This is a genomic window from Aeromonas sp. s2 (assembly GCF_040907935.1).
In the GTDB taxonomy this organism is placed as follows: domain Bacteria; phylum Pseudomonadota; class Gammaproteobacteria; order Enterobacterales; family Aeromonadaceae; genus Aeromonas; species Aeromonas dhakensis.
Genome location: NZ_JBFOCR010000016.1, coordinates 125,219 through 142,323 on the forward strand (window position 1 = coordinate 125,219; position 17,105 = coordinate 142,323).

Sequence of the window (17,105 nt, forward strand, 5' to 3'; positions counted from 1 at the left end):
TCCATGTTCAATATCGCGAGTGCGCCGTTTGCCCATAACCGCAGACAGACCCAAACCCTGATGTTGCTGGTGATGCTGGCCTGTCTGCCCGGTTTTCTGGCGCAGAGCTGGTTCTTTGGCTGGGGCACCCTGATCCAGATCCTGCTGGCCCTGGTCACGGCGCTGGCCTCCGAAGCCCTGGTGCTGCGTCTGCGCCAACGCCCCGTCAAGCCAGCCCTGCTGGATGGCAGCGCGGCGCTCACCGCCGTGCTGATCGGTCTCTCCCTGCCGCCGCTGCTGCCCTGGTGGATGCTGGTGCTGGGCACGGCGTTTGCCATCATCATCGCCAAGCACCTCTACGGCGGACTGGGCCAGAACCTGTTCAACCCTGCCATGGTGGCCTATGTGCTGCTGCTGGTCTCCTTCCCGGTGCAGATGACCAGCTGGCTGCCGCCGTCGAGCATCGCCGCCTACGACATCGGCTTTGGTGATGCGGCCTCGGTGATCTTCACCGGCTTCAGCCTGGATGGCTACAGCATGGCCCAGCTCAAGCAGGGGGTGGACGGACTGACCATGGCCACACCGCTGGATACCCTGAAAACCGGGCTGACCCAGGGCCTCACCGCCGGCGAAGTGATGACCCACAAGGTGTTCGAGGGCTGGGGCGGCATCGGCTGGAGCTGGGTCAACCTCGGCTACCTGCTGGGCGGTCTGTTCCTGCTGCAACAGAAGGTGATCAACTGGCGCATCCCGGGGGCCATTCTCGGCGCCCTGCTGCTGGCTGCCACCCTGGGTTATCTGGTGACGCCGGATGCCACCGCCACCCCCATGTTCCACCTGTTCAGCGGCGCCACCATGCTGGGGGCCTTCTTCATCGCCACCGATCCGGTGAGTGCCAGCACCACACCGCGCGGCCGCCTGGTCTATGGCGTGCTCATCGGGGTGCTGGTCTACCTCATCCGCCGTTTTGGCGGCTACCCGGATGCCTTCGCCTTTGCCGTGCTGCTGGCCAACCTGTGCGTGCCGCTGATCGACAGCCTGACACGCCCCAAAGTCTATGGAGCCCGCCGCAAATGATCTCGACAGCCAACGCCTGCATGGCTTGCTGGACAGACAGCCTGAGCTGTCCCGGCGCCCATGACGCCCGTCGTATGAACGTCGCGCACACCTCACTCTCAGGAACGATGCAATGTTAAAGAGCATGCGCAAGAACGGCGTCACCCTGGCCATGTTCGCCCTGGCCTGTACCGCCCTGGTGGTGCTGACCAACGAATTGACCCAGGGCCGGATCGCCCATCAACAGCAGCTGGAGAAGCTGCGCACCCTCTCAGCCCTGTTGCCGGAGGGGAGCTATGACAACGATCTGGTGGCCAGCTGCAAGCTGGTGCAGAGCAAGCGCTACCTGGGCAGCGATCAGCCAATGCCCCTCTACACCGCGACCCTGCAGGGCACCACCACCGGCTATGCGCTGGAAACCGTGGCCCCCGACGGCTACAGTGGGGCCATTCGCCTGATCGTCGGCACGGACGCCAAGGGCACCGTCAGCGCGGTGCGGGTGTTGACCCACAACGAGACGCCCGGTCTTGGCGACAAGATAGAGTTGAAAAAATCTGGCTGGATCAACAGCTTCGTCGGCAAGTTCCTCAACCGCGACAACGAATCCAGCTGGGCCGTGAAGAAGGATGGCGGTGAGTTCGACGCCTTCACCGGCGCCACCATCACCCCCAGGGCCGTGGTCAAGGCGGTGAAGAACCTGCTGTTGCTGCAACAGGAGCACCCCGAGCTGCTGCGGGACGCCCCCGCCTGTGACGCCACCCCCTAACGCCGGAGCACAAGCTATGGAACAAGTTGATGTGATTGACGGGCAGAGCCCGATCAGCGAGAGCAATGGCCGCCGTGAAGAGCTCAAGGAGCTGATGCTGCAGGGGCTGTGGAAGAACAACCCTTCCCTGGTGCAGGTGCTGGGGCTCTGCCCCACCCTGGCGGTCTCCTCTACTTTCACCAATGCGCTGGGGCTCGGCCTTGCCACCATGGCGGTACTGGTCAGCTCCAACCTCGCCATCTCCCTGGTGCGCAACTGGGTGCCCAAGGATATCCGCATCCCGGTCTACGTGATGATCATCGCGGCCCTGGTGACCAGCGTGCAGCTGTTGATGAACGCCTACACCTACGGCCTCTATCAGGCGCTCGGCATCTTCATCGCCCTCATCGTCACCAACTGCGTCATCATAGGCCGGGCCGAGGCCTATGCCTCCAAGAACCCGCCGCTGCTGGCGGCCATCGACGGCTTCATGATGGGGCTGGGCTTTACTCTGGTGCTGCTGGTGCTGGGGGGCCTTCGCGAGATCATCGGCATGGGCACCCTGTTTGACGGTGCCGACCTGCTGCTGGGTGAGTGGGCCAAGTCCCTGCGCATCGAGCTGTTCCATGCCGACGCCAGCCTGCTGCTGGCGATCCTGCCCCCTGGCGGCTTCATCGGCCTCGGCCTGATGATCGCCGGCAAGAACGCCATCAACGACTGGATGGGCCGCAAGCAGAGCGCCGAGAAGGCCCACTGCAGCGTGCCGGCCGCGGGTGCCCGCGCGACCCAGCTCTGAGCCAAGAGGGAGCCATGAACAACCAGAAACGCAGACTGATCCTGGAGCGACTGCGGGACGACAATCCCCACCCCACCACAGAGCTCAACTTCACCACACCGTTCGAGCTGCTGATCGCCGTGCTGCTGTCGGCCCAGGCCACCGACGTGAGCGTCAACAAGGCCACCGACAAGCTCTACCCGGTGGCCAACACCCCGCAGGCCATGCTGGATCTGGGGGTGGACGGGCTCAAGGAGTACATCAAGACCATTGGCCTGTTCAACACCAAGGCCGAGAACGTCATCAAGACCTGCGCCATCCTGCTGGAGCGCCACGGCGGCGAGGTGCCGGAGAATCGCGAGGCCCTCGAGGCCCTGCCTGGTGTTGGCCGCAAGACCGCCAACGTGGTGCTCAACACCGCCTTCGGCTGGCCCACCATCGCCGTCGATACCCATATCTTCCGGGTCTCCAACCGCACCGGTTTTGCGGTGGGCAAGAACGTCGATCAGGTGGAGGAGAAGCTGCTCAAGGTGGTCCCGGCCGAGTTCAAGCTGGATGTGCACCACTGGCTGATCCTGCACGGGCGCTACACCTGTCTGGCCCGCAAGCCGCGCTGTGGCTCCTGCATCATTGAAGATTTGTGTGAGTACAAAGAAAAAGTCTACCCCGAGAGCTGATCCGCAGGGCGAGGCCTGGCTCACAGGCGTCTGCGGACCCGGGCCTCGGGCCATAGATTCAAGGCAGTACCAATCACCAACCCGGAGAATTGAGCAATGAGAATTCTGCATACCATGTTGCGCGTCGGCGATCTGCAACGTTCCATCGACTTCTACACCCGTGTGCTGGGCATGAAACTGCTGCGCAAGAGCGAGAACAGCGAATACAAGTACACCCTGGCCTTCGTCGGCTACGGCGACGAGAAGGATGAGGCCGTCATCGAGCTCACCTACAACTGGGGCGTGAGCGAGTATGAGCTGGGTTCGGCCTACGGCCACATCGCCCTGGAAGCGGACGACATCTATGCCACCTGCGAGGCGCTGCGCGCCGCCGGTGCCAAGATCACCCGCGAGCCGGGTCCGGTCAAGGGCGGTACCACCGTCATCGCCTTCGTCGAGGATCCGGATGGTTACAAGATTGAACTGATCGCCAAGAAAGATGCCGGCAGCGGCCTTGGTGAGAGCTTCTGATCCAGGCTTGTCCCCGAAAGAACCAAAAAGAGCGCCGAGGCGCTCTTTTTTATGGCGAAGATATCGCTCAGATGGCGCCATTGCGGCCCATGTTGATCACCACCCGCCGGTTCTTGGCACGGCCACCCTCGGTCTCGTTGGAGGCGACGTGCTGCTTCTCGCCGTGCCCTTCCACCGAGATCTTGCCGGGATCGATGCCCAGATCGACGAATACCTTCTTGATGGCATCGGCCCGTTTCTCGGAGAGCTTCTGGTTCGGCCAGCGGCCGCCATAGCTGTCGCTGTAGGCGTCGATCACCACCACGTCGATGCTCTTGTCCACCTTCACGTACTCGCCGATCATCGCCAGCCGCCGCTTGGAGGCCAGCGACAGCTGATCGCTGTTCTTGTCATAGGTGAGCACGCTGAAGGCGATGTCGTTGAAACTGTAGGGCAGCAGGCCGTTCACGCAGTCCATGAAGGCCTGGTACTTGACCCGGAAGTTGACCGAGGAGAGGGAGACCCGCACCGGCCGGTTCTGGCGATACCAGTCGCGATACTGGAAGGTCGGCATGCGCCCTCCCTCCAGCTCGTCCAGCATGGTCCAGGCGGTCTGCCCCTCCACCAGGCCATCAAACTGCTGGTAGAAACGCAGCTGGCTTATCTCCCGGCCGGCCAGGCCAGGACGCCAGATGGGCGGCATGATGCCCAGACTCACCGTCTGGGTCTGGGCCTGCTGGCGCAGCCCCTTGAGTTCGAAGTCCAGATTGATCTTGCGACCGGCGCGGCTGACGAAGGCCCCCGTGCCCCAGCTGGGGATGGGATGCTCGAGCCGGCACTCCACCTGGGTATCAGAGGTCAACCGCCAGACGGATTGATCCAGGCCGGCACCGAATTCGGTGACTCCCGCCTGCAACTGCATACTCACTGATATGCTGACCAACCCCAACACCCAAGCGTTCAACTGCCTGCCCTCCACACGATCTCTGGTTAGGTATCGGCAGGGGCAGGACAAGCTTTAGGTCAAAGCGCTCAATGGGGTGAAGATCCGCCCATCAGCTTGAAGCTGGCGATGCGGCCTGCCAGCTCTCGTGCCAGCTGATCCAGCTCAACGCTGTTCTGCTGCAGGGTCTCCGAGTGCTGGCGATGCGCCTCGTACACCTCGCGGATGGTCATCACGTTGTGCTGGATATCATCGGTGACGTAACGCTGCTCCTCGGTGGCGGTGGCCACCTGGGCCGTCATGTCGCTCACCTTGCGCACCTCGTTGACGATGTCGGTCAGCTCGCTGCCCGCCCGCTTGGCTTCGGTCACGCTCAGCCCCGCCTGCTCGGTTCCCAGGTGCATGGCCGTCACCGCCTGATTGGCCCCCTGGCGCAGACGCGCCAGCATCCGCTCGATGTCGTCGGCAGCCTGCTGAGTGCGCGATGCCAGCGCCCGCACCTCTTCCGCCACCACCGCAAAGCCGCGACCGGATTCTCCGGCACGGGCCGCCTCGATGGCCGCGTTGAGGGCCAGCAGGTTGGTGCGATCCGAGATCTGCTTGATGAGGTTGAGGGCCTCCCCCACCGACTCGGTATCCTGATGCAGGCTGTCCACCAGTTGCTGGGTATCGCTCAGGGTACCCGCCACCAGCTGGATGGCGTCTATGGTCTGATCCACCTCCTTGTCCCCCTGCCGGGCCCGGCCGATGGCCTGCTGGGTCGCCAGCGAGGTCTGGGTCGCGTTGCGCGCGATCTCCGCCACCGTCGAGGCCATCTCGGTGGCGGCGGTCGCCACCAGGTCCACCTGACCAAAGCCCCTGGCCACCCCGGCGTTAACCTCGGAGATGACGTTGGCCGAGGCGGCGGCGCTGCGGGTCAACACCTCGCAGGAGCGGCGAACCGCCAGCAACAAGCCTTCCAGGTGTTCGAGGAAGTGGTTCAGATCCCGCGCCAGCGCCCCCAGCTCGTCGCCGGATTGCCAGTTGACCCGCACCGTCAGGTCGTTCTCCTTCACCAGCCGCTTGAAGGTCTGATGCAGCGCCGTGAAGCCCAGGTGCAGATCCCGCACCACCCGCCAGCAGACGAAGGTGGTCAGTGCCACGCACAGCAAGACCCCGATGGCAGCCCACCAGAAGTCGCTGGCACTCTGGGCCCGCATCTGGTCGACCCGCTCGGACAGCTGTTGATAGAGGCGATCCTCACTCTGTTTGAGCAGGCCTATCTTGTCGGTACTCAAGGCAAACCAGGCTTCGGCATCCACCCCGAAACCACCGCTGGCCGCCTTGTCGAGCGCCAGTTTCTCCATGGCGGCCACCTTGGCTACCACGGGCGAGGCCAGGCTGTCGGCCAGCAGCTGGCGCTGGGAGGGGCTCGCCACCGCCTGGAAGCGTTCAAGATAAGTATTCTGGGCCGCCAGCAGCGAGATAAACTGCTGCAGCAGTGCCGGCGTGAAGCTGTCTCGGCCGAACACGTTGCTCAAGGTCGCCCGCTCCAGCCCCATCCGCTCCTTGCTCTGCAAGAAGGCGGCATAGGCGTTGGTCTGCAGCGCTATGGTGGCATCCCGGCTGTGGATGCTGATCTGATCCACCACCGCCAGCAGGCGGGAGATGATCCGGCTGTAGACGCCGACCTGCTCCGCCACCTCCACCCCCAGCGCACTGACCCGCTCGCGCATGGCCGTCAGCCCGGCCAGCTCCTGCTGCACCTCGCTGAGCGCCAGCAGGGCCGGGTCTTGTGCAAAACGCTGCAGCAGGCCATCCACCACCTTGCGCTGGGCCGGCAGGGCATCGCGGAACTTGTTGCCGCCAGAGCCGAGGAAGCCGGCCGACATGCCGCGCTCTTTTTGCAGCTCGTGGGCCAGTTGCGCCGCTTCCCGAACCACATCCAGCGCGGCCTGGGCCTGGCTCATCTCCTGTTCGACCCGATAACGCTCATACACGTACCGGCCGGAGAAAAACAGCAGGGCCAGCAGTGGCAGGCAGACAACCAGCAACATCTTGTGCGCCAATCCCAGCTTCTTCATCCTTGCTCTCCATTCCATTGATTGAGTGGTCAATTATAAGCTCGCGTGTCGATAATAGAATCGGCTAGCGCCTGCAGGGCGGCGGAGATGGGACAAGGGCCCGCTTTTTTGCCATAATGCCGCCTCATTTCACGCCGACCGAGATACCATGACCGACGCAGTTCACACCCTCAAGGGCCGTTTTCGTGGCTTTTACCCCGTCGTCATCGATGTTGAAACCGCCGGGTTCAATGCCAGAACCGACGCTTTGCTGGAGATCGCTGCCCATACCCTCAAGATGGACGAGCAGGGCTGGCTCGTGCCCGATCAGATCTTCCATTTTCATGTCGAACCGTTCGAGGGCGCCAACCTGGAAAAGGCGGCGCTCGACTTCACCGGCATCGACCCCTTCAATCCCCTGCGTGGCGCCGTCAGCGAGAAAGAGGCGCTGACCGAGATCTTCAAGGGCATTCGCAAGGGGATGAAGGAGCAGGATTGCGGCCGCGCCATCATAGTGGCCCACAACGCCACCTTCGATCACGGCTTCGTGATGGCCGCCGCCGAGCGGGCCGGCCTCAAGCGCAATCCGTTCCATCCGTTTGCCACGTTCGATACCGCGGCGCTCTCCGGCCTGGCCTTGGGTCAGACGGTGCTGGCCAAGGCGTGCCAGAGCGCCCGCATCCCGTTCGACAACAAAGAGGCACACTCCGCCCTCTATGACACCGAACGCACCACAGAGCTGTTCTGCCATATCGTCAACCGCTGGAAGAGCCTGGGTGGCTGGCCACCCGCTCACCCGGACAACGAGAGTGACGATGCGGGCGAATAAACCCCGATCTCAAGCAGGCTGCCACGGCAGCCGCTTTTCTTTGCACGGTTTGCCTCTGCTGGTTTATTCCTGATCTGGTTTGACCAGAATAGATAATAAAGTGCCATCCAGCGCCTTTTTTCACGCCTCCGACCCCGTTGTCGGCAGCAGAGCGCCGTGAATGCTGCAGATAGGCCATCAGCCTGATTTTTTACTCGACATTTGTCACATTTTTCGCAAACTAACTGCCTTTCACACGACAGACAGCAACACAAACTATAAGGAAATCAAATGAATCCTGTTGTTATCGCAGTGGCGCTGATGCTGGTGCTCAGCCTACTGCGGATCAATGTGGTGGTCTCCCTCGCCATCGGCGCCATCGCGGGCGGCCTGATCGGGGGGCTCACCCTTGAGCAGACGCTCTCCACCTTTACCGGTGGCCTGGGTGGCGGCGCCGAGATCGCCCTCTCCTACGCCATGCTGGGTGCCTTCGCCGTCGCCATCTCCCGTTCCGGCATCACCGATCTACTGGCCCGCAAGGTGATCAGCCAGCTCGGCAAGGATGCCAGCAGCACCCGCATTCTCTGGGTCAAGAGCCTGCTGCTCGCCTCCGTGCTCGCGGTCTCCGTCTCTTCCCAGAACCTGATCCCGGTCCATATCGCCTTCATTCCCATCCTGATCCCGCCGCTGCTGCACGTCATGGCCCAGATGCAGATCGACCGTCGTCAGGTGGCCTGCGTCATCACCTTCGGCCTGACCGCGACCTACATGCTGCTGCCGGTGGGCTTTGGTGGCATCTTCCTCAACAACATCCTGGCCAAGAACCTGATCGACAACGGCGTGCCGGTCGAGCTCAGCCAGCTGCCGATGGCGATGGCCATCCCGGTGCTTGGCATGTTCTGCGGCCTGCTCATCGCCGTCTTCTTCAGCTACCGCAAGCCGCGCCAGTACGATCTGGAGAAGATCCTGGCCGCCGAGCCGGAGACGGTCGAGCTCAACCTCAGTCACATCTGGGTGGCCCTGCTGGCCATCGCCGTGGCGCTGGGGCTGCAACTGATGACCAACAGCATAGTGCTGGGGGCCCTGGCGGGTTTCGTCATCTTCACCTGTGGCGGCGTCATCAAGTTTCGCGAGAGTCAGGATGCCTTCACCCAGGGCGTGCGCATGATGTCCCTCATCGGCTTCATCATGATCTCCGCCGCCGGCTTTGCCGCCGTGATGAAGGAGACCCACGGGGTCGACAGCCTGGTGCAGTCCGTAGCCGGCATGATGACCGGCCACAAGGGGCTGGCCGCCCTCCTGATGCTGCTGGTGGGCCTGCTCATCACCATGGGGATCGGCTCCTCCTTCTCCACCGTGCCCATCATCGCCACCATCTATGTGCCGCTGTGCATCCAGCTCGGCTTCTCGCCCATGGCCACCATCGCCCTGGTGGGGGCAGCCGGCGCGCTGGGGGACGCGGGTTCGCCCGCCTCGGATTCGACCCTGGGCCCCACCTCGGGCCTCAACGCCGACGGCCAGCACGACCATATCTGGGACAGCGTGGTGCCGACCTTCATCCACTACAACATCCCGCTCATCCTCTTCGGCTGGATTGCCGCCATGGTGCTCTAAGCCGGGCAGCAAGAGACAAGACAACAAAAAGGCGACCTACGGGTCGCCTTTTTGCTGCCTTCATCGTGCCATGTATACGCCGGAATATACGAGCGGACAGGCGAGGTACTTTTCCTTCCTGGCTGCGCTGTCGGCCCTCTCTTGTTCTGTTCGCTCTCCCCTTCGCGCAGGTTCTGCTCGCAACGGCACAAGGCGGCTCCTGGGCTTGCAACCTTAGTTACCATCCTGCACCTGGCAGTCGATACCGGTGGCAGTGCCAGGCAGTCTGTCGGTGATATCAATGGCGCTCAATGGGTGAGCCCCACCAGCACAGCATGGGTAAACCACAGGCAACAAAAAGGCCGCTCGATGAGCGGCCTTTTTAAATAACAATCAGAGCTTAGCTGTCGCGGCGCTTGCCACCGAACTTGCGACCCTTGTCGAAACCGCCTTCACGGCGATCCTTGTTGAAGGGACGGTCACCCTGCGGACGGCGATCCTTGTTGAAAGGACGGTCGCCACGGAACGGACGATCACCGCGCGGCGGACGGCTACTGGTGTTACCACCGGCCGGCACCTCGGTGTAGCGGCTGATCTGCAGCGGACGCTGGCAGACACGGGCCTTCTTGATCACTTCCAGCACGTCCGGGCTGATGCCCTTGGGCAGATCGACGGTGGAGAAGTCGTCAGCGATGTCGATGTTGCCGATGAAACGGCTCTCGATGTTCGCTTCGTTGGCGATGGCGCCCACGATCTGACCCGGCTTGACGCCGTGATGGGCACCCACGTCTACGCGGTAGCGCTCCATCTCCACGTCCGGGTTGTCTTTGAGCGGACGCGGCTCCAGGGACGGCATGCGACGGGCCGGGCGATCGCCACGGTCACCGAAGTCACGACCGCCGCGGTCGTTGAACTCACGACGCTCGAAACCACCGCGATCGTTGCTGTTGCTGAACAGCGGATCCGGGATGGAGTCATCCAGCAGCAGCGGCTGATCACCCTGTACCAGCTTGGCCAGTGCAGCAGCCAGCTCCAGCGGATCGGCAGAATCCTCTTCGATCAGCTCGTTCACCAGGTTCACGTAGATCTCGAGCTCTTCGCCCATCATGGTTTCGCGGATGCGCTCCTTGAACTTGGCCAGACGGTGCTGGTTGATGTCCTCGGTGCTCGGCATCTTCATCGGCTCGATGGCCTGACGGGTAGCGTGCTCGATGGCGCGCAGCATGCGGCGCTCGCGCGGTGCCACGAACAGGATGGCCTCGCCCTTGCGACCAGCACGGCCGGTACGGCCGATACGGTGAACGTAGGATTCGGTGTCGTACGGAATGTCGTAGTTCACTACGTGGGTGATGCGCTCGACGTCCAGACCACGAGCAACCACGTCGGTGGCGATCAGGATGTCCAGCTGGCCCTGACGCAGCTTGTCGACGGTACGCTCACGCAGCTTCTGCGGGATGTCGCCGTGCAGCGCTTCACAGGCGTGACCACGAGCAGCCAGCTTGCCGGCCAGCTCTTCGGCGGCGTTCTTGGTACGCACGAACACCAGCAGGGCTTCGTAGGGTTCCACTTCCAGCAGACGGGTCATGGCGTCCAGTTTGTGCAGACCGGTCACCTGCCAGTAGCGCTGGCGAATGGTGGTGGCGGTAGCAGTCTTGGAGGCGATCTTGATCTCTTTGGGCTGCTTCAGGTGCTTCTGGGCCACGCGACGGATCTGCTCCGGCATGGTGGCAGAGAACAGGGCAACCTGACGACCGGCCGGGCACTGATCCATGATCCAGTCCACGTCGTCGATGAAGCCCATGCGCAGCATTTCGTCCGCTTCGTCCAGCACCAGGGCTTTCAGACCGGAGAGGTCCAGGTTCTTGCGACGGATCAGGTCCATCACGCGGCCCGGAGTACCCACGACAACCTGAGCACCGCGACGCAGGGCGCGGGTCTGGGTTTCGTAGGAGGCGCCGCCGTAGATGGGCAGCACGTGGAAATCAGGCATGTGGTGGGCATAGCGTTGGCACGCCTCAGCCACCTGCAGGGCCAGTTCGCGGGTAGGCGCCAGCACCAGGATCTGGGTGTTGCGGTTACCAGCTTCCAGACGAGACAACAGAGGCAAGGCAAAAGCAGCGGTCTTCCCTGTACCGGTTTGCGCCTGCCCCAGCAGATCGTGGCCCGCCATCAGGTGGGGAATTGCTGCGGCCTGGATGGGGGACGGGCGCTCATAGCCCACGTCCTGCAGCGCTTTCAGTACAGGCGCGGCCAGTCCAAGCTCACTAAAAAGGGGCAGTTGTTCGGTATCAGACATAGATTCTTCCAGATTAAGGCAGGCGGCTAACACCGCGGAATAGCAAAAAGGCGGCGATTATAGCGCCACTTTGTTCTGCTGTCTTGAAAAATGTGATAGGCCTCTCAAGACGTTGGCAATTATAGAGGGATCTGACGACTATGGCTTGCTTATTTTTCACTCATGGTGCGTGATTGCGGATCACGCTTCGCCAGAGTCCTTGTCCCGCTTGTGCTTGAGCACCGCCATGGTCAACCGGCTGGTGCACAATAAACGACCACGTTCATCGCGAATTTCTATCTGCCACACCTGAGTGGTCGCCCCCAGATGCAACGGCGCGCAGCGCCCCGTCACCACTCCTTCCCGCTTGGCCCTCAAGTGGTTGGCATTGACCTCCAGCCCCACGCAGTAACTGTCAGGTCCGACCGCCATGTTGGCCGCCAAGGAACCCAGCGTCTCCGCCAGCACCACAGAGGCGCCGCCGTGCAGCATACCGAGCGGCTGATGGGTGCGGTGATCCACCGGCATGGTGGCCTCCAGCCAGTCAGGGCCAAAGGCGGTGTAGACGATGTCGAGGTGGGCCATCAGGGTATTGCGGGAGCTGGCGTTGAGCCCCTCAAGGCTCATGGGCTTGCGCCAGATGGGGGCGTTATCTTGGCTCATGACGAGCTGACTCCTTCTGTGATCAATGGGTTATCGCTGCGCCGTAGCGGCAAACCAGCAGTGTCGGCGAAAATGGCGCAGAAAAAAAGATGCCCCGCTTGAGGGGGCATCTTCAGGGCTGGCCGGCTGGCCATGCCTTGTCACCAGGGGTAGGTCACCCCGGGCCACTCGGCCCAGGGGACGTCCCGCCCAGGCAGGCTCGGCTCGGGCCATTGCCACACCTTGCCAAGCCAGGCGCGCAGTTCGGCCTCCAGTTCGACATCGGTGAGCGGCGCCTCAGCCACCTTCCAGAAGAAGAGCTCCACCGCCACCTCCGGCAGCACCGAGGGGTAGAGGTAAACCCCGCCCCAGAACTCGGGTTCCCGCGCCGGGCTCCAGAGGCCATAGGCAAAGGAGCGCTTGGCCAGGAACTCGGAGCGCTGCCACTCCAGATCGGCCTCGTGCTGGCTCAAGCTGAAATTGGCGGAGGGCCACACATCGTCCGGGCGAAACAGCTGATGAAGCAGCTCGCGCTCGCGCAGCATGGCGACGAACTCCACCACCGCCTGGGCCGGGCTGACCGGCAGCAGCAGGAAGTGCGGGTGCCGATAGGCTTGCGGCACCCGAAACCGCTTGGGTAGCGTCAGCATCAGAGCAGTTCCAGCAGGGCCTGCAACGGGTGCTTGAGTTTCTCCCCCTCCATCCGCTTGACCTGGCTGCGGCACGAATAGCCGGTGGCCAGGCAGCGCTCCTTGGGCAGGCGCGCGAGGGGCTCGGCCCAGCTCAGACCATAGATGCCTTTGGAGTTCTCCACCTGTTTGGCGTCGTGGCCATAGGTACCGGCCATGCCGCAGCAGCCCACCGAGACCGGCTGCAGCGTGGCACCGAAACGGCGGAACAGGGTGCTCCAGTCACCGTGGGTGGTGGGCTTGGCGGTCTTCTCGGTGCAGTGAGCGAACAGATACCAGGGTTCGCTGCCCGCCTCTTCTCGCACCGGCAGCCCCTCGGCCGGCAGGGAGAGCAGCCACTCCTGGGGCAACAGCACCTGGAAGTCGCCACGGGCGGGGCCAAGTGCCTTCACGTATTCATCCCGATAGCAGAGCACCAGGGAGGGATCGACCCCCACCATGGGGATGCCAAGCGCCGCCACCTTGTTGAGGAACTGGGCGCTGCTGGCCGCGGTACGGGCGAAGGCGCGCAGGAAACCCTTCACGTGCTGGGGTTTGCCGTTGGGCTTGAACGGCAGCAGATAGGGCTGCAGGCCGAGCTTGCTGGCCAGTTTCACCAGATCGCGCACCACGGGGGCGTCGTAGTAGCTGGTGAAGGGATCCTGCACGATCAGCACCACTTTTTGACGCTGCTCTGGGCTCATGGCCTCCAGGCCCGGCAGATCGAAATAACGGGCGCGATGGTCGCGCAGCTCCTCGGCCAGGGTCGGCACGCTCAATAGCGGCACGTCCACCATGCCGATGCTCTTCTCGGTCGCCTTCTGAGCCCACTCTTTCTCGAGGAAGAAGTTGACCAGTTTCGGCGCCTTGGCCAGCAGGGGGGCGTAGCTCTCCACCGTGCCGACGAAGTAATCCTTGGGGCCGCGCAGATAACGGCTGTGATAGAGCTGCATGAAACGGGCGCGGAAGGTGGGTACATCCACCTTGATGGGGCACTGACTGGTGCACGCCTTGCACGCGAGGCACCCCTCCATCGCCTCCATCACCTCGTGGGAGAAGTCATACTGGCCCCGGGCGCGGGCCACCGTATTGCGGAACTTGTCGACAATCTGCTTGAAGCGCAGACCGCCGCTTTGCAGCGCCACCTCTTCGGCAAGAGGGTCGAAACCCTGCTCCGCCAGCTGGCGCAGCCATTCGCGCATCAGACCGGCCCGCCCCTTGGGGGAGTGGCGGCGATCGCGGCTGATCTTGACCGAGGGACACATGGGGGAGTCGGTCTCGAAGGTGAAACAGAGACCGTTGCCGTTGCAATCCAGCGCCCGGGTATAGCTGGTGCGTACCGCCAGCGGGATCTGGCGGTCGAACTTGCCGCGCTTGGGCCCATCCACCGAGACAAGCTCGGCACCACTGCCATAAGGCATGCAGATCTTGCCCGGGTTGATGCGATTGGCCGGGTCGAACGCCCCCTTGACCCGTTGCAACTCCTCCCACAGCTCGCCGAAGAAGGCGGGGCTGTATTCGGAGCGAAAGCCCTTGCCGTGCTCCCCCCACATCAGGCCGCCATATTTGGCGGTGAGCGCCACCACCTGATCCGAGATGCGCCGCAGCAGCACCTCCTGCTCCGGGTCGCACAGATCGAGCGCCGGGCGCACGTGCAGCACCCCGGCATCGACGTGGCCGAACATGCCGTAGTCAAGGCCATGGGCGTCCAGCAGGGCACGAAACTCCATGATGAAGTCCGCCAGGGATTCCGGCGGCACGGCGGTGTCTTCGGTGAAGGCCACCGGCTTCTTGCGCCCCTCGGCGTTGCCGAGCAGCCCCACCGACTTCTTGCGCATGCCGTAGATGGTCTCGATGCTCGGCAGATGGTCGCACACCTGATAGCCGATGACCCCGGCCTCACCACGCGCCAGCAGGCCGTCGATACGCCGGCACAGCTCGGCTACCTTGGCCTTGTGCGCATCCTCGTCGGTGTCGGCAAACTCGACGATGTTGAGCCCCTGCAGATCCTTGCCGGGTACGTCCTGGATGAGATCCTTCACCGAGTGCCAGATGATGTCGGCGCGGGCCAGCCCCAACACCCGGGAGTCCACCGTCTCCACCGACAGGGCGTGCGCCTCCACCATAAAGGGGGCGTTGCGCAGGGCCGAGGGGAAGCTGTCGTACTTGACGTTGACCAGGGTCCGGTAGCGCGGGATGGGGGTGATGTTGAGCCTGGCTTCGGTGATGAAGCCCAAGGAGCCTTCCGAGCCGCACAATACGCGGCTCACGTCCAGGGTGTCACTCTCCGGGATATAGAGGTGCTTGAGATCGTATCCGGTCAGAAAGCGGTTGAGTTTGGGGAAGGTGGCCTCGATGTCGGCGCGCCGCTCGCGGCCTATGCGATAGAGGGTGCGATAGATCTCCCCTTCACGACTCTCCAGCGCCAGCTTGTCAGCCAGTCGCTCACCGGTCACCGGCTCGGTGGCCATGAGTTCGCCGTTTTCCAGCACGGCCTTGAGACCCAGCACGTGATCCGAGGTCTTGCCGTACACCAGCGACCCCTGCCCGGAGGCGTCGGTGTTGACCATGCCTCCCAGGGTGGCGCGGTTGGAGGTGGATAGATCCGGCGAGAAGAAGTAGCCATGAGGCTTCAAATAGGCGTTGAGCTGATCCTTCACCACCCCGGCCTGGGCTCGCACCCAACCCTCTTCCAGATTAATTTCCATGATCTGGTTCATATGGCGCGAGAGATCGACGATAATGCCGCCGCCCAAGGATTGACCATTGGTGCCGGTACCGCCGCCGCGAGGGAAGAAACTCAAGGCTGCGTACTCGGGCCCCTGGGCCAGCTTGAGCATCACCGCTATATCGTCCGCGCTGCGCGGATAGAGAACCGCCTGAGGTACGACCTGATAGACGCTGTTATCCGTCGCCATCGCCAACCGGCTTGCATAAGACTTTTCGATATCACCACGAAATGCTGATCGCGCCAGCAACTCAAGAAACTGCAGGGTTGTAGGTGACAAACTGTCCTGGTAATCGAGTCTCGGGATCATGAATCCTTGTTCCCATCCTTTGCTTGATGCCGGCATTCCGGCGACAACGACCGTTCGGGCCAGCCTCTTCGCGGGCCCCCGAACCAGTCCGCTCACATGTGAGCGGGCAGTATATCAGCTAGAAAACCGCTTGCGCGCGCAATCTTCACCATTTGAAAGGAGGACTTTTATGGCTCACTACAGCCATGTTATCAGTACGCTTATCCGCACCGAAAAACAGGCGCTGACCCTGTCGCTGTTTGGTTGCATCACCTTTGCCATTTTCGGCATCGGCTATGGCCTCTTCGTCGGATCCAACGCCATCATGCTCGACGGCATCTTCACCCTGTTCAGCATGGGCATGACGGGGCTGGGGCTCATCACCGCCTACCTGGTCACCCGCCCCTCCGACGCCCGTTTTCAATACGGCTACGCCCACTTCGAACCCATCGCCAACGTCATCAACGGCACCATCATTCTGCTGGTCTGTCTGGCGGCGCTCTACAACGGCCTGACCACCCTGCTGGCGGGGGGACGGGAGATCGATCTCGGCCACGCCCTCATCTATGCCGTCGTCTCCACCTTCTTCTGCGGCATCATCTATCTGGTCGAGGCCAACGTGGCCGAGCGGGTCAACTCAGAGCTGGTGCGGGTGGACTCCAAGGAGTGGCTGGTGGACACCCTGCTCAGCACCACCCTGCTCATCGGCTTCGTGGTCGCCATTGGCCTCGATGCCATCGGCTACGGCCACTACAACCGCTACATAGACCCGCTGCTGGTCTCTCTCTTGGCCCTGTGCGCCACCCTCATTCCCATCAAGGTGCTCGGTCGCAACCTGCGGGAAGTGCTGAAAATTGCCCCCAAGGGGGACGTCTCCCGGCTGGTGGCAAACGAAGTCGAGGCCCTGCGCCTGCGCCATGGCGTCGAGTGCTACAGCCATCTGGCGAAAAGCGGCCGCCGCTTCGATCTCGAGCTCAACATCCTGGTGGCCCCGGGTCAGGAGTGGCCCATCGAGCGCCAAGATGCCCTGCGCCAGGAGCTCTGGTCCCGCCTCGGCGATACCCTGGGGGACGCCTGGCTGTCGGTCTGCTTCACCCGCGAAAAGCGCTGGCTGTAACCGCCGCTTGAACTGCCGTTTGGGGGAGGCCAGCCGCCTCCCCCAGTCATCACATCTTCATGGCTTCCCTCTTGCCAAAACGGCGCCAACCGCTATCATCAGGGCTCACTTTTAACCCGAGGTTTTATTGCCCATCATGGACAATCCCCGAAGTTGCCCTTCGTTTCTTCCCGTCAAAACCTATCTTTATCTGCTTAATCAGCGCCTCTGAATAACGTCATAGCCTTGCTGTCACTACGGCCGTCGTGCGCCGTGATCACTCTTTGCTCTGTCTGTTTT

At 62.8% G+C, this 17,105-nt stretch carries 14 protein-coding genes; 8 read left to right on the forward strand and 6 right to left on the reverse strand.

Translation table 11 applies throughout. From position 1 onward, the window contains the following. The first annotated feature begins 3 nt into the window (after window positions 1-3). From rsxD to gloA, 5 genes are all read left to right on the forward strand, one after another. Complete coding sequence (gene rsxD / locus AB5Y81_RS13930; RefSeq protein WP_005302270.1) at window positions 4-1,056, forward strand: electron transport complex subunit RsxD; 1,053 nt, start codon at window positions 4-6, stop codon at window positions 1,054-1,056. 112 nt (window positions 1,057-1,168) lie between these two features. Beyond that, complete coding sequence (rsxG, locus tag AB5Y81_RS13935) at window positions 1,169-1,801, forward strand: electron transport complex subunit RsxG (protein WP_010633633.1); 633 nt, start codon at window positions 1,169-1,171, stop codon at window positions 1,799-1,801. Between the two features lie 16 nt (window positions 1,802-1,817). Next, window positions 1,818-2,576 carry an electron transport complex subunit E gene (locus AB5Y81_RS13940; protein ID WP_017764207.1) on the forward strand — a complete coding sequence of 253 codons (759 nt, stop codon included), beginning with the start codon at window positions 1,818-1,820 and terminating at the stop codon, window positions 2,574-2,576. Between the two features lie 14 nt (window positions 2,577-2,590). Beyond that, window positions 2,591-3,232, forward strand: coding sequence for an endonuclease III (gene nth / locus AB5Y81_RS13945; protein WP_017778817.1), 642 nt, complete (start codon window positions 2,591-2,593; stop codon window positions 3,230-3,232). 96 nt (window positions 3,233-3,328) lie between these two features. Next, entirely contained in the window at window positions 3,329-3,742 is a 414-nt protein-coding gene (gene gloA / locus AB5Y81_RS13950) for a lactoylglutathione lyase (RefSeq protein WP_017764205.1), read from the forward strand. A gap of 67 nt (window positions 3,743-3,809) precedes the next feature. Here gloA and AB5Y81_RS13955 read toward each other — a convergent pair whose 3' ends face one another. Continuing rightward, a complete protein-coding gene (locus AB5Y81_RS13955; RefSeq protein WP_005302285.1) occupies window positions 3,810-4,685 on the reverse strand; it encodes an OmpA family protein in 876 nt (291 codons plus the stop codon). A gap of 68 nt (window positions 4,686-4,753) precedes the next feature. Beyond that, window positions 4,754-6,727: a methyl-accepting chemotaxis protein gene (locus AB5Y81_RS13960; protein WP_017778815.1), complete on the reverse strand. Its 1,974-nt coding sequence runs from the start codon at window positions 6,725-6,727 to the stop codon at window positions 4,754-4,756. A gap of 148 nt (window positions 6,728-6,875) precedes the next feature. Here AB5Y81_RS13960 and rnt point away from each other — a divergent pair, with 148 nt between their 5' ends. Continuing rightward, window positions 6,876-7,535, forward strand: coding sequence for a ribonuclease T (gene rnt, locus AB5Y81_RS13965; RefSeq protein ID WP_017764203.1), 660 nt, complete (start codon window positions 6,876-6,878; stop codon window positions 7,533-7,535). A 270-nt stretch (window positions 7,536-7,805) separates the two neighbouring features. After that, window positions 7,806-9,128 carry a Na+/H+ antiporter family protein gene (locus AB5Y81_RS13970; RefSeq protein ID WP_005302295.1) on the forward strand — a complete coding sequence of 441 codons (1,323 nt, stop codon included), beginning with the start codon at window positions 7,806-7,808 and terminating at the stop codon, window positions 9,126-9,128. A 379-nt stretch (window positions 9,129-9,507) separates the two neighbouring features. Here AB5Y81_RS13970 and AB5Y81_RS13975 read toward each other — a convergent pair whose 3' ends face one another. From AB5Y81_RS13975 to AB5Y81_RS13990, 4 genes are all read right to left on the reverse strand, one after another. Beyond that, window positions 9,508-11,403, reverse strand: coding sequence for a DEAD/DEAH box helicase (locus AB5Y81_RS13975; RefSeq protein ID WP_201989391.1), 1,896 nt, complete (start codon window positions 11,401-11,403; stop codon window positions 9,508-9,510). A gap of 180 nt (window positions 11,404-11,583) precedes the next feature. Beyond that, a complete protein-coding gene (locus AB5Y81_RS13980; protein WP_042008973.1) occupies window positions 11,584-12,045 on the reverse strand; it encodes a hotdog fold thioesterase in 462 nt (153 codons plus the stop codon). Between the two features lie 140 nt (window positions 12,046-12,185). Then, a complete protein-coding gene (locus tag AB5Y81_RS13985; protein ID WP_024941104.1) occupies window positions 12,186-12,674 on the reverse strand; it encodes a hypothetical protein in 489 nt (162 codons plus the stop codon). Then, on the reverse strand, window positions 12,674-15,730 hold the full coding sequence (locus AB5Y81_RS13990) for an FAD-binding and (Fe-S)-binding domain-containing protein (protein ID WP_279484179.1): 3,057 nt from the start codon (window positions 15,728-15,730) through the stop codon (window positions 12,674-12,676). The genes AB5Y81_RS13985 and AB5Y81_RS13990 overlap by 1 nt, the downstream gene beginning before the upstream one ends. Before the next feature lie 169 nt (window positions 15,731-15,899). On the opposite strand from AB5Y81_RS13990, the gene AB5Y81_RS13995 reads away from it, so the two are divergent. Further along, window positions 15,900-16,826 (forward strand): cation diffusion facilitator family transporter, encoded by a 927-nt coding sequence (locus tag AB5Y81_RS13995; RefSeq protein ID WP_279484178.1) that lies wholly within the window; start codon window positions 15,900-15,902, stop codon window positions 16,824-16,826. Window positions 16,827-17,105: the final 279 nt, after the last annotated feature.

Excerpts from the sequence above, each read along its gene's own strand:
- rsxD (WP_005302270.1), top strand. The coding sequence starts at position 4 with ATGTTCAATATCGCGAGTGCGCCGTTTGCCCATAACCGCAGACAGACC.
- rsxG (WP_010633633.1), top strand. The coding sequence starts at position 1,169 with ATGTTAAAGAGCATGCGCAAGAACGGCGTCACCCTGGCCATGTTCGCC.
- AB5Y81_RS13940 (WP_017764207.1), top strand. The coding sequence starts at position 1,818 with ATGGAACAAGTTGATGTGATTGACGGGCAGAGCCCGATCAGCGAGAGC.
- nth (WP_017778817.1), top strand. The coding sequence starts at position 2,591 with ATGAACAACCAGAAACGCAGACTGATCCTGGAGCGACTGCGGGACGAC.
- gloA (WP_017764205.1), top strand. The coding sequence starts at position 3,329 with ATGAGAATTCTGCATACCATGTTGCGCGTCGGCGATCTGCAACGTTCC.
- AB5Y81_RS13960 (WP_017778815.1), bottom strand. The coding sequence starts at position 6,727 with ATGAAGAAGCTGGGATTGGCGCACAAGATGTTGCTGGTTGTCTGCCTG.
- rnt (WP_017764203.1), top strand. The coding sequence starts at position 6,876 with ATGACCGACGCAGTTCACACCCTCAAGGGCCGTTTTCGTGGCTTTTAC.
- AB5Y81_RS13970 (WP_005302295.1), top strand. The coding sequence starts at position 7,806 with ATGAATCCTGTTGTTATCGCAGTGGCGCTGATGCTGGTGCTCAGCCTA.
- AB5Y81_RS13975 (WP_201989391.1), bottom strand. The coding sequence starts at position 11,403 with ATGTCTGATACCGAACAACTGCCCCTTTTTAGTGAGCTTGGACTGGCC.
- AB5Y81_RS13980 (WP_042008973.1), bottom strand. The coding sequence starts at position 12,045 with ATGAGCCAAGATAACGCCCCCATCTGGCGCAAGCCCATGAGCCTTGAG.
- AB5Y81_RS13985 (WP_024941104.1), bottom strand. The coding sequence starts at position 12,674 with ATGCTGACGCTACCCAAGCGGTTTCGGGTGCCGCAAGCCTATCGGCAC.
- AB5Y81_RS13990 (WP_279484179.1), bottom strand. The coding sequence starts at position 15,730 with ATGATCCCGAGACTCGATTACCAGGACAGTTTGTCACCTACAACCCTG.
- AB5Y81_RS13995 (WP_279484178.1), top strand. The coding sequence starts at position 15,900 with ATGGCTCACTACAGCCATGTTATCAGTACGCTTATCCGCACCGAAAAA.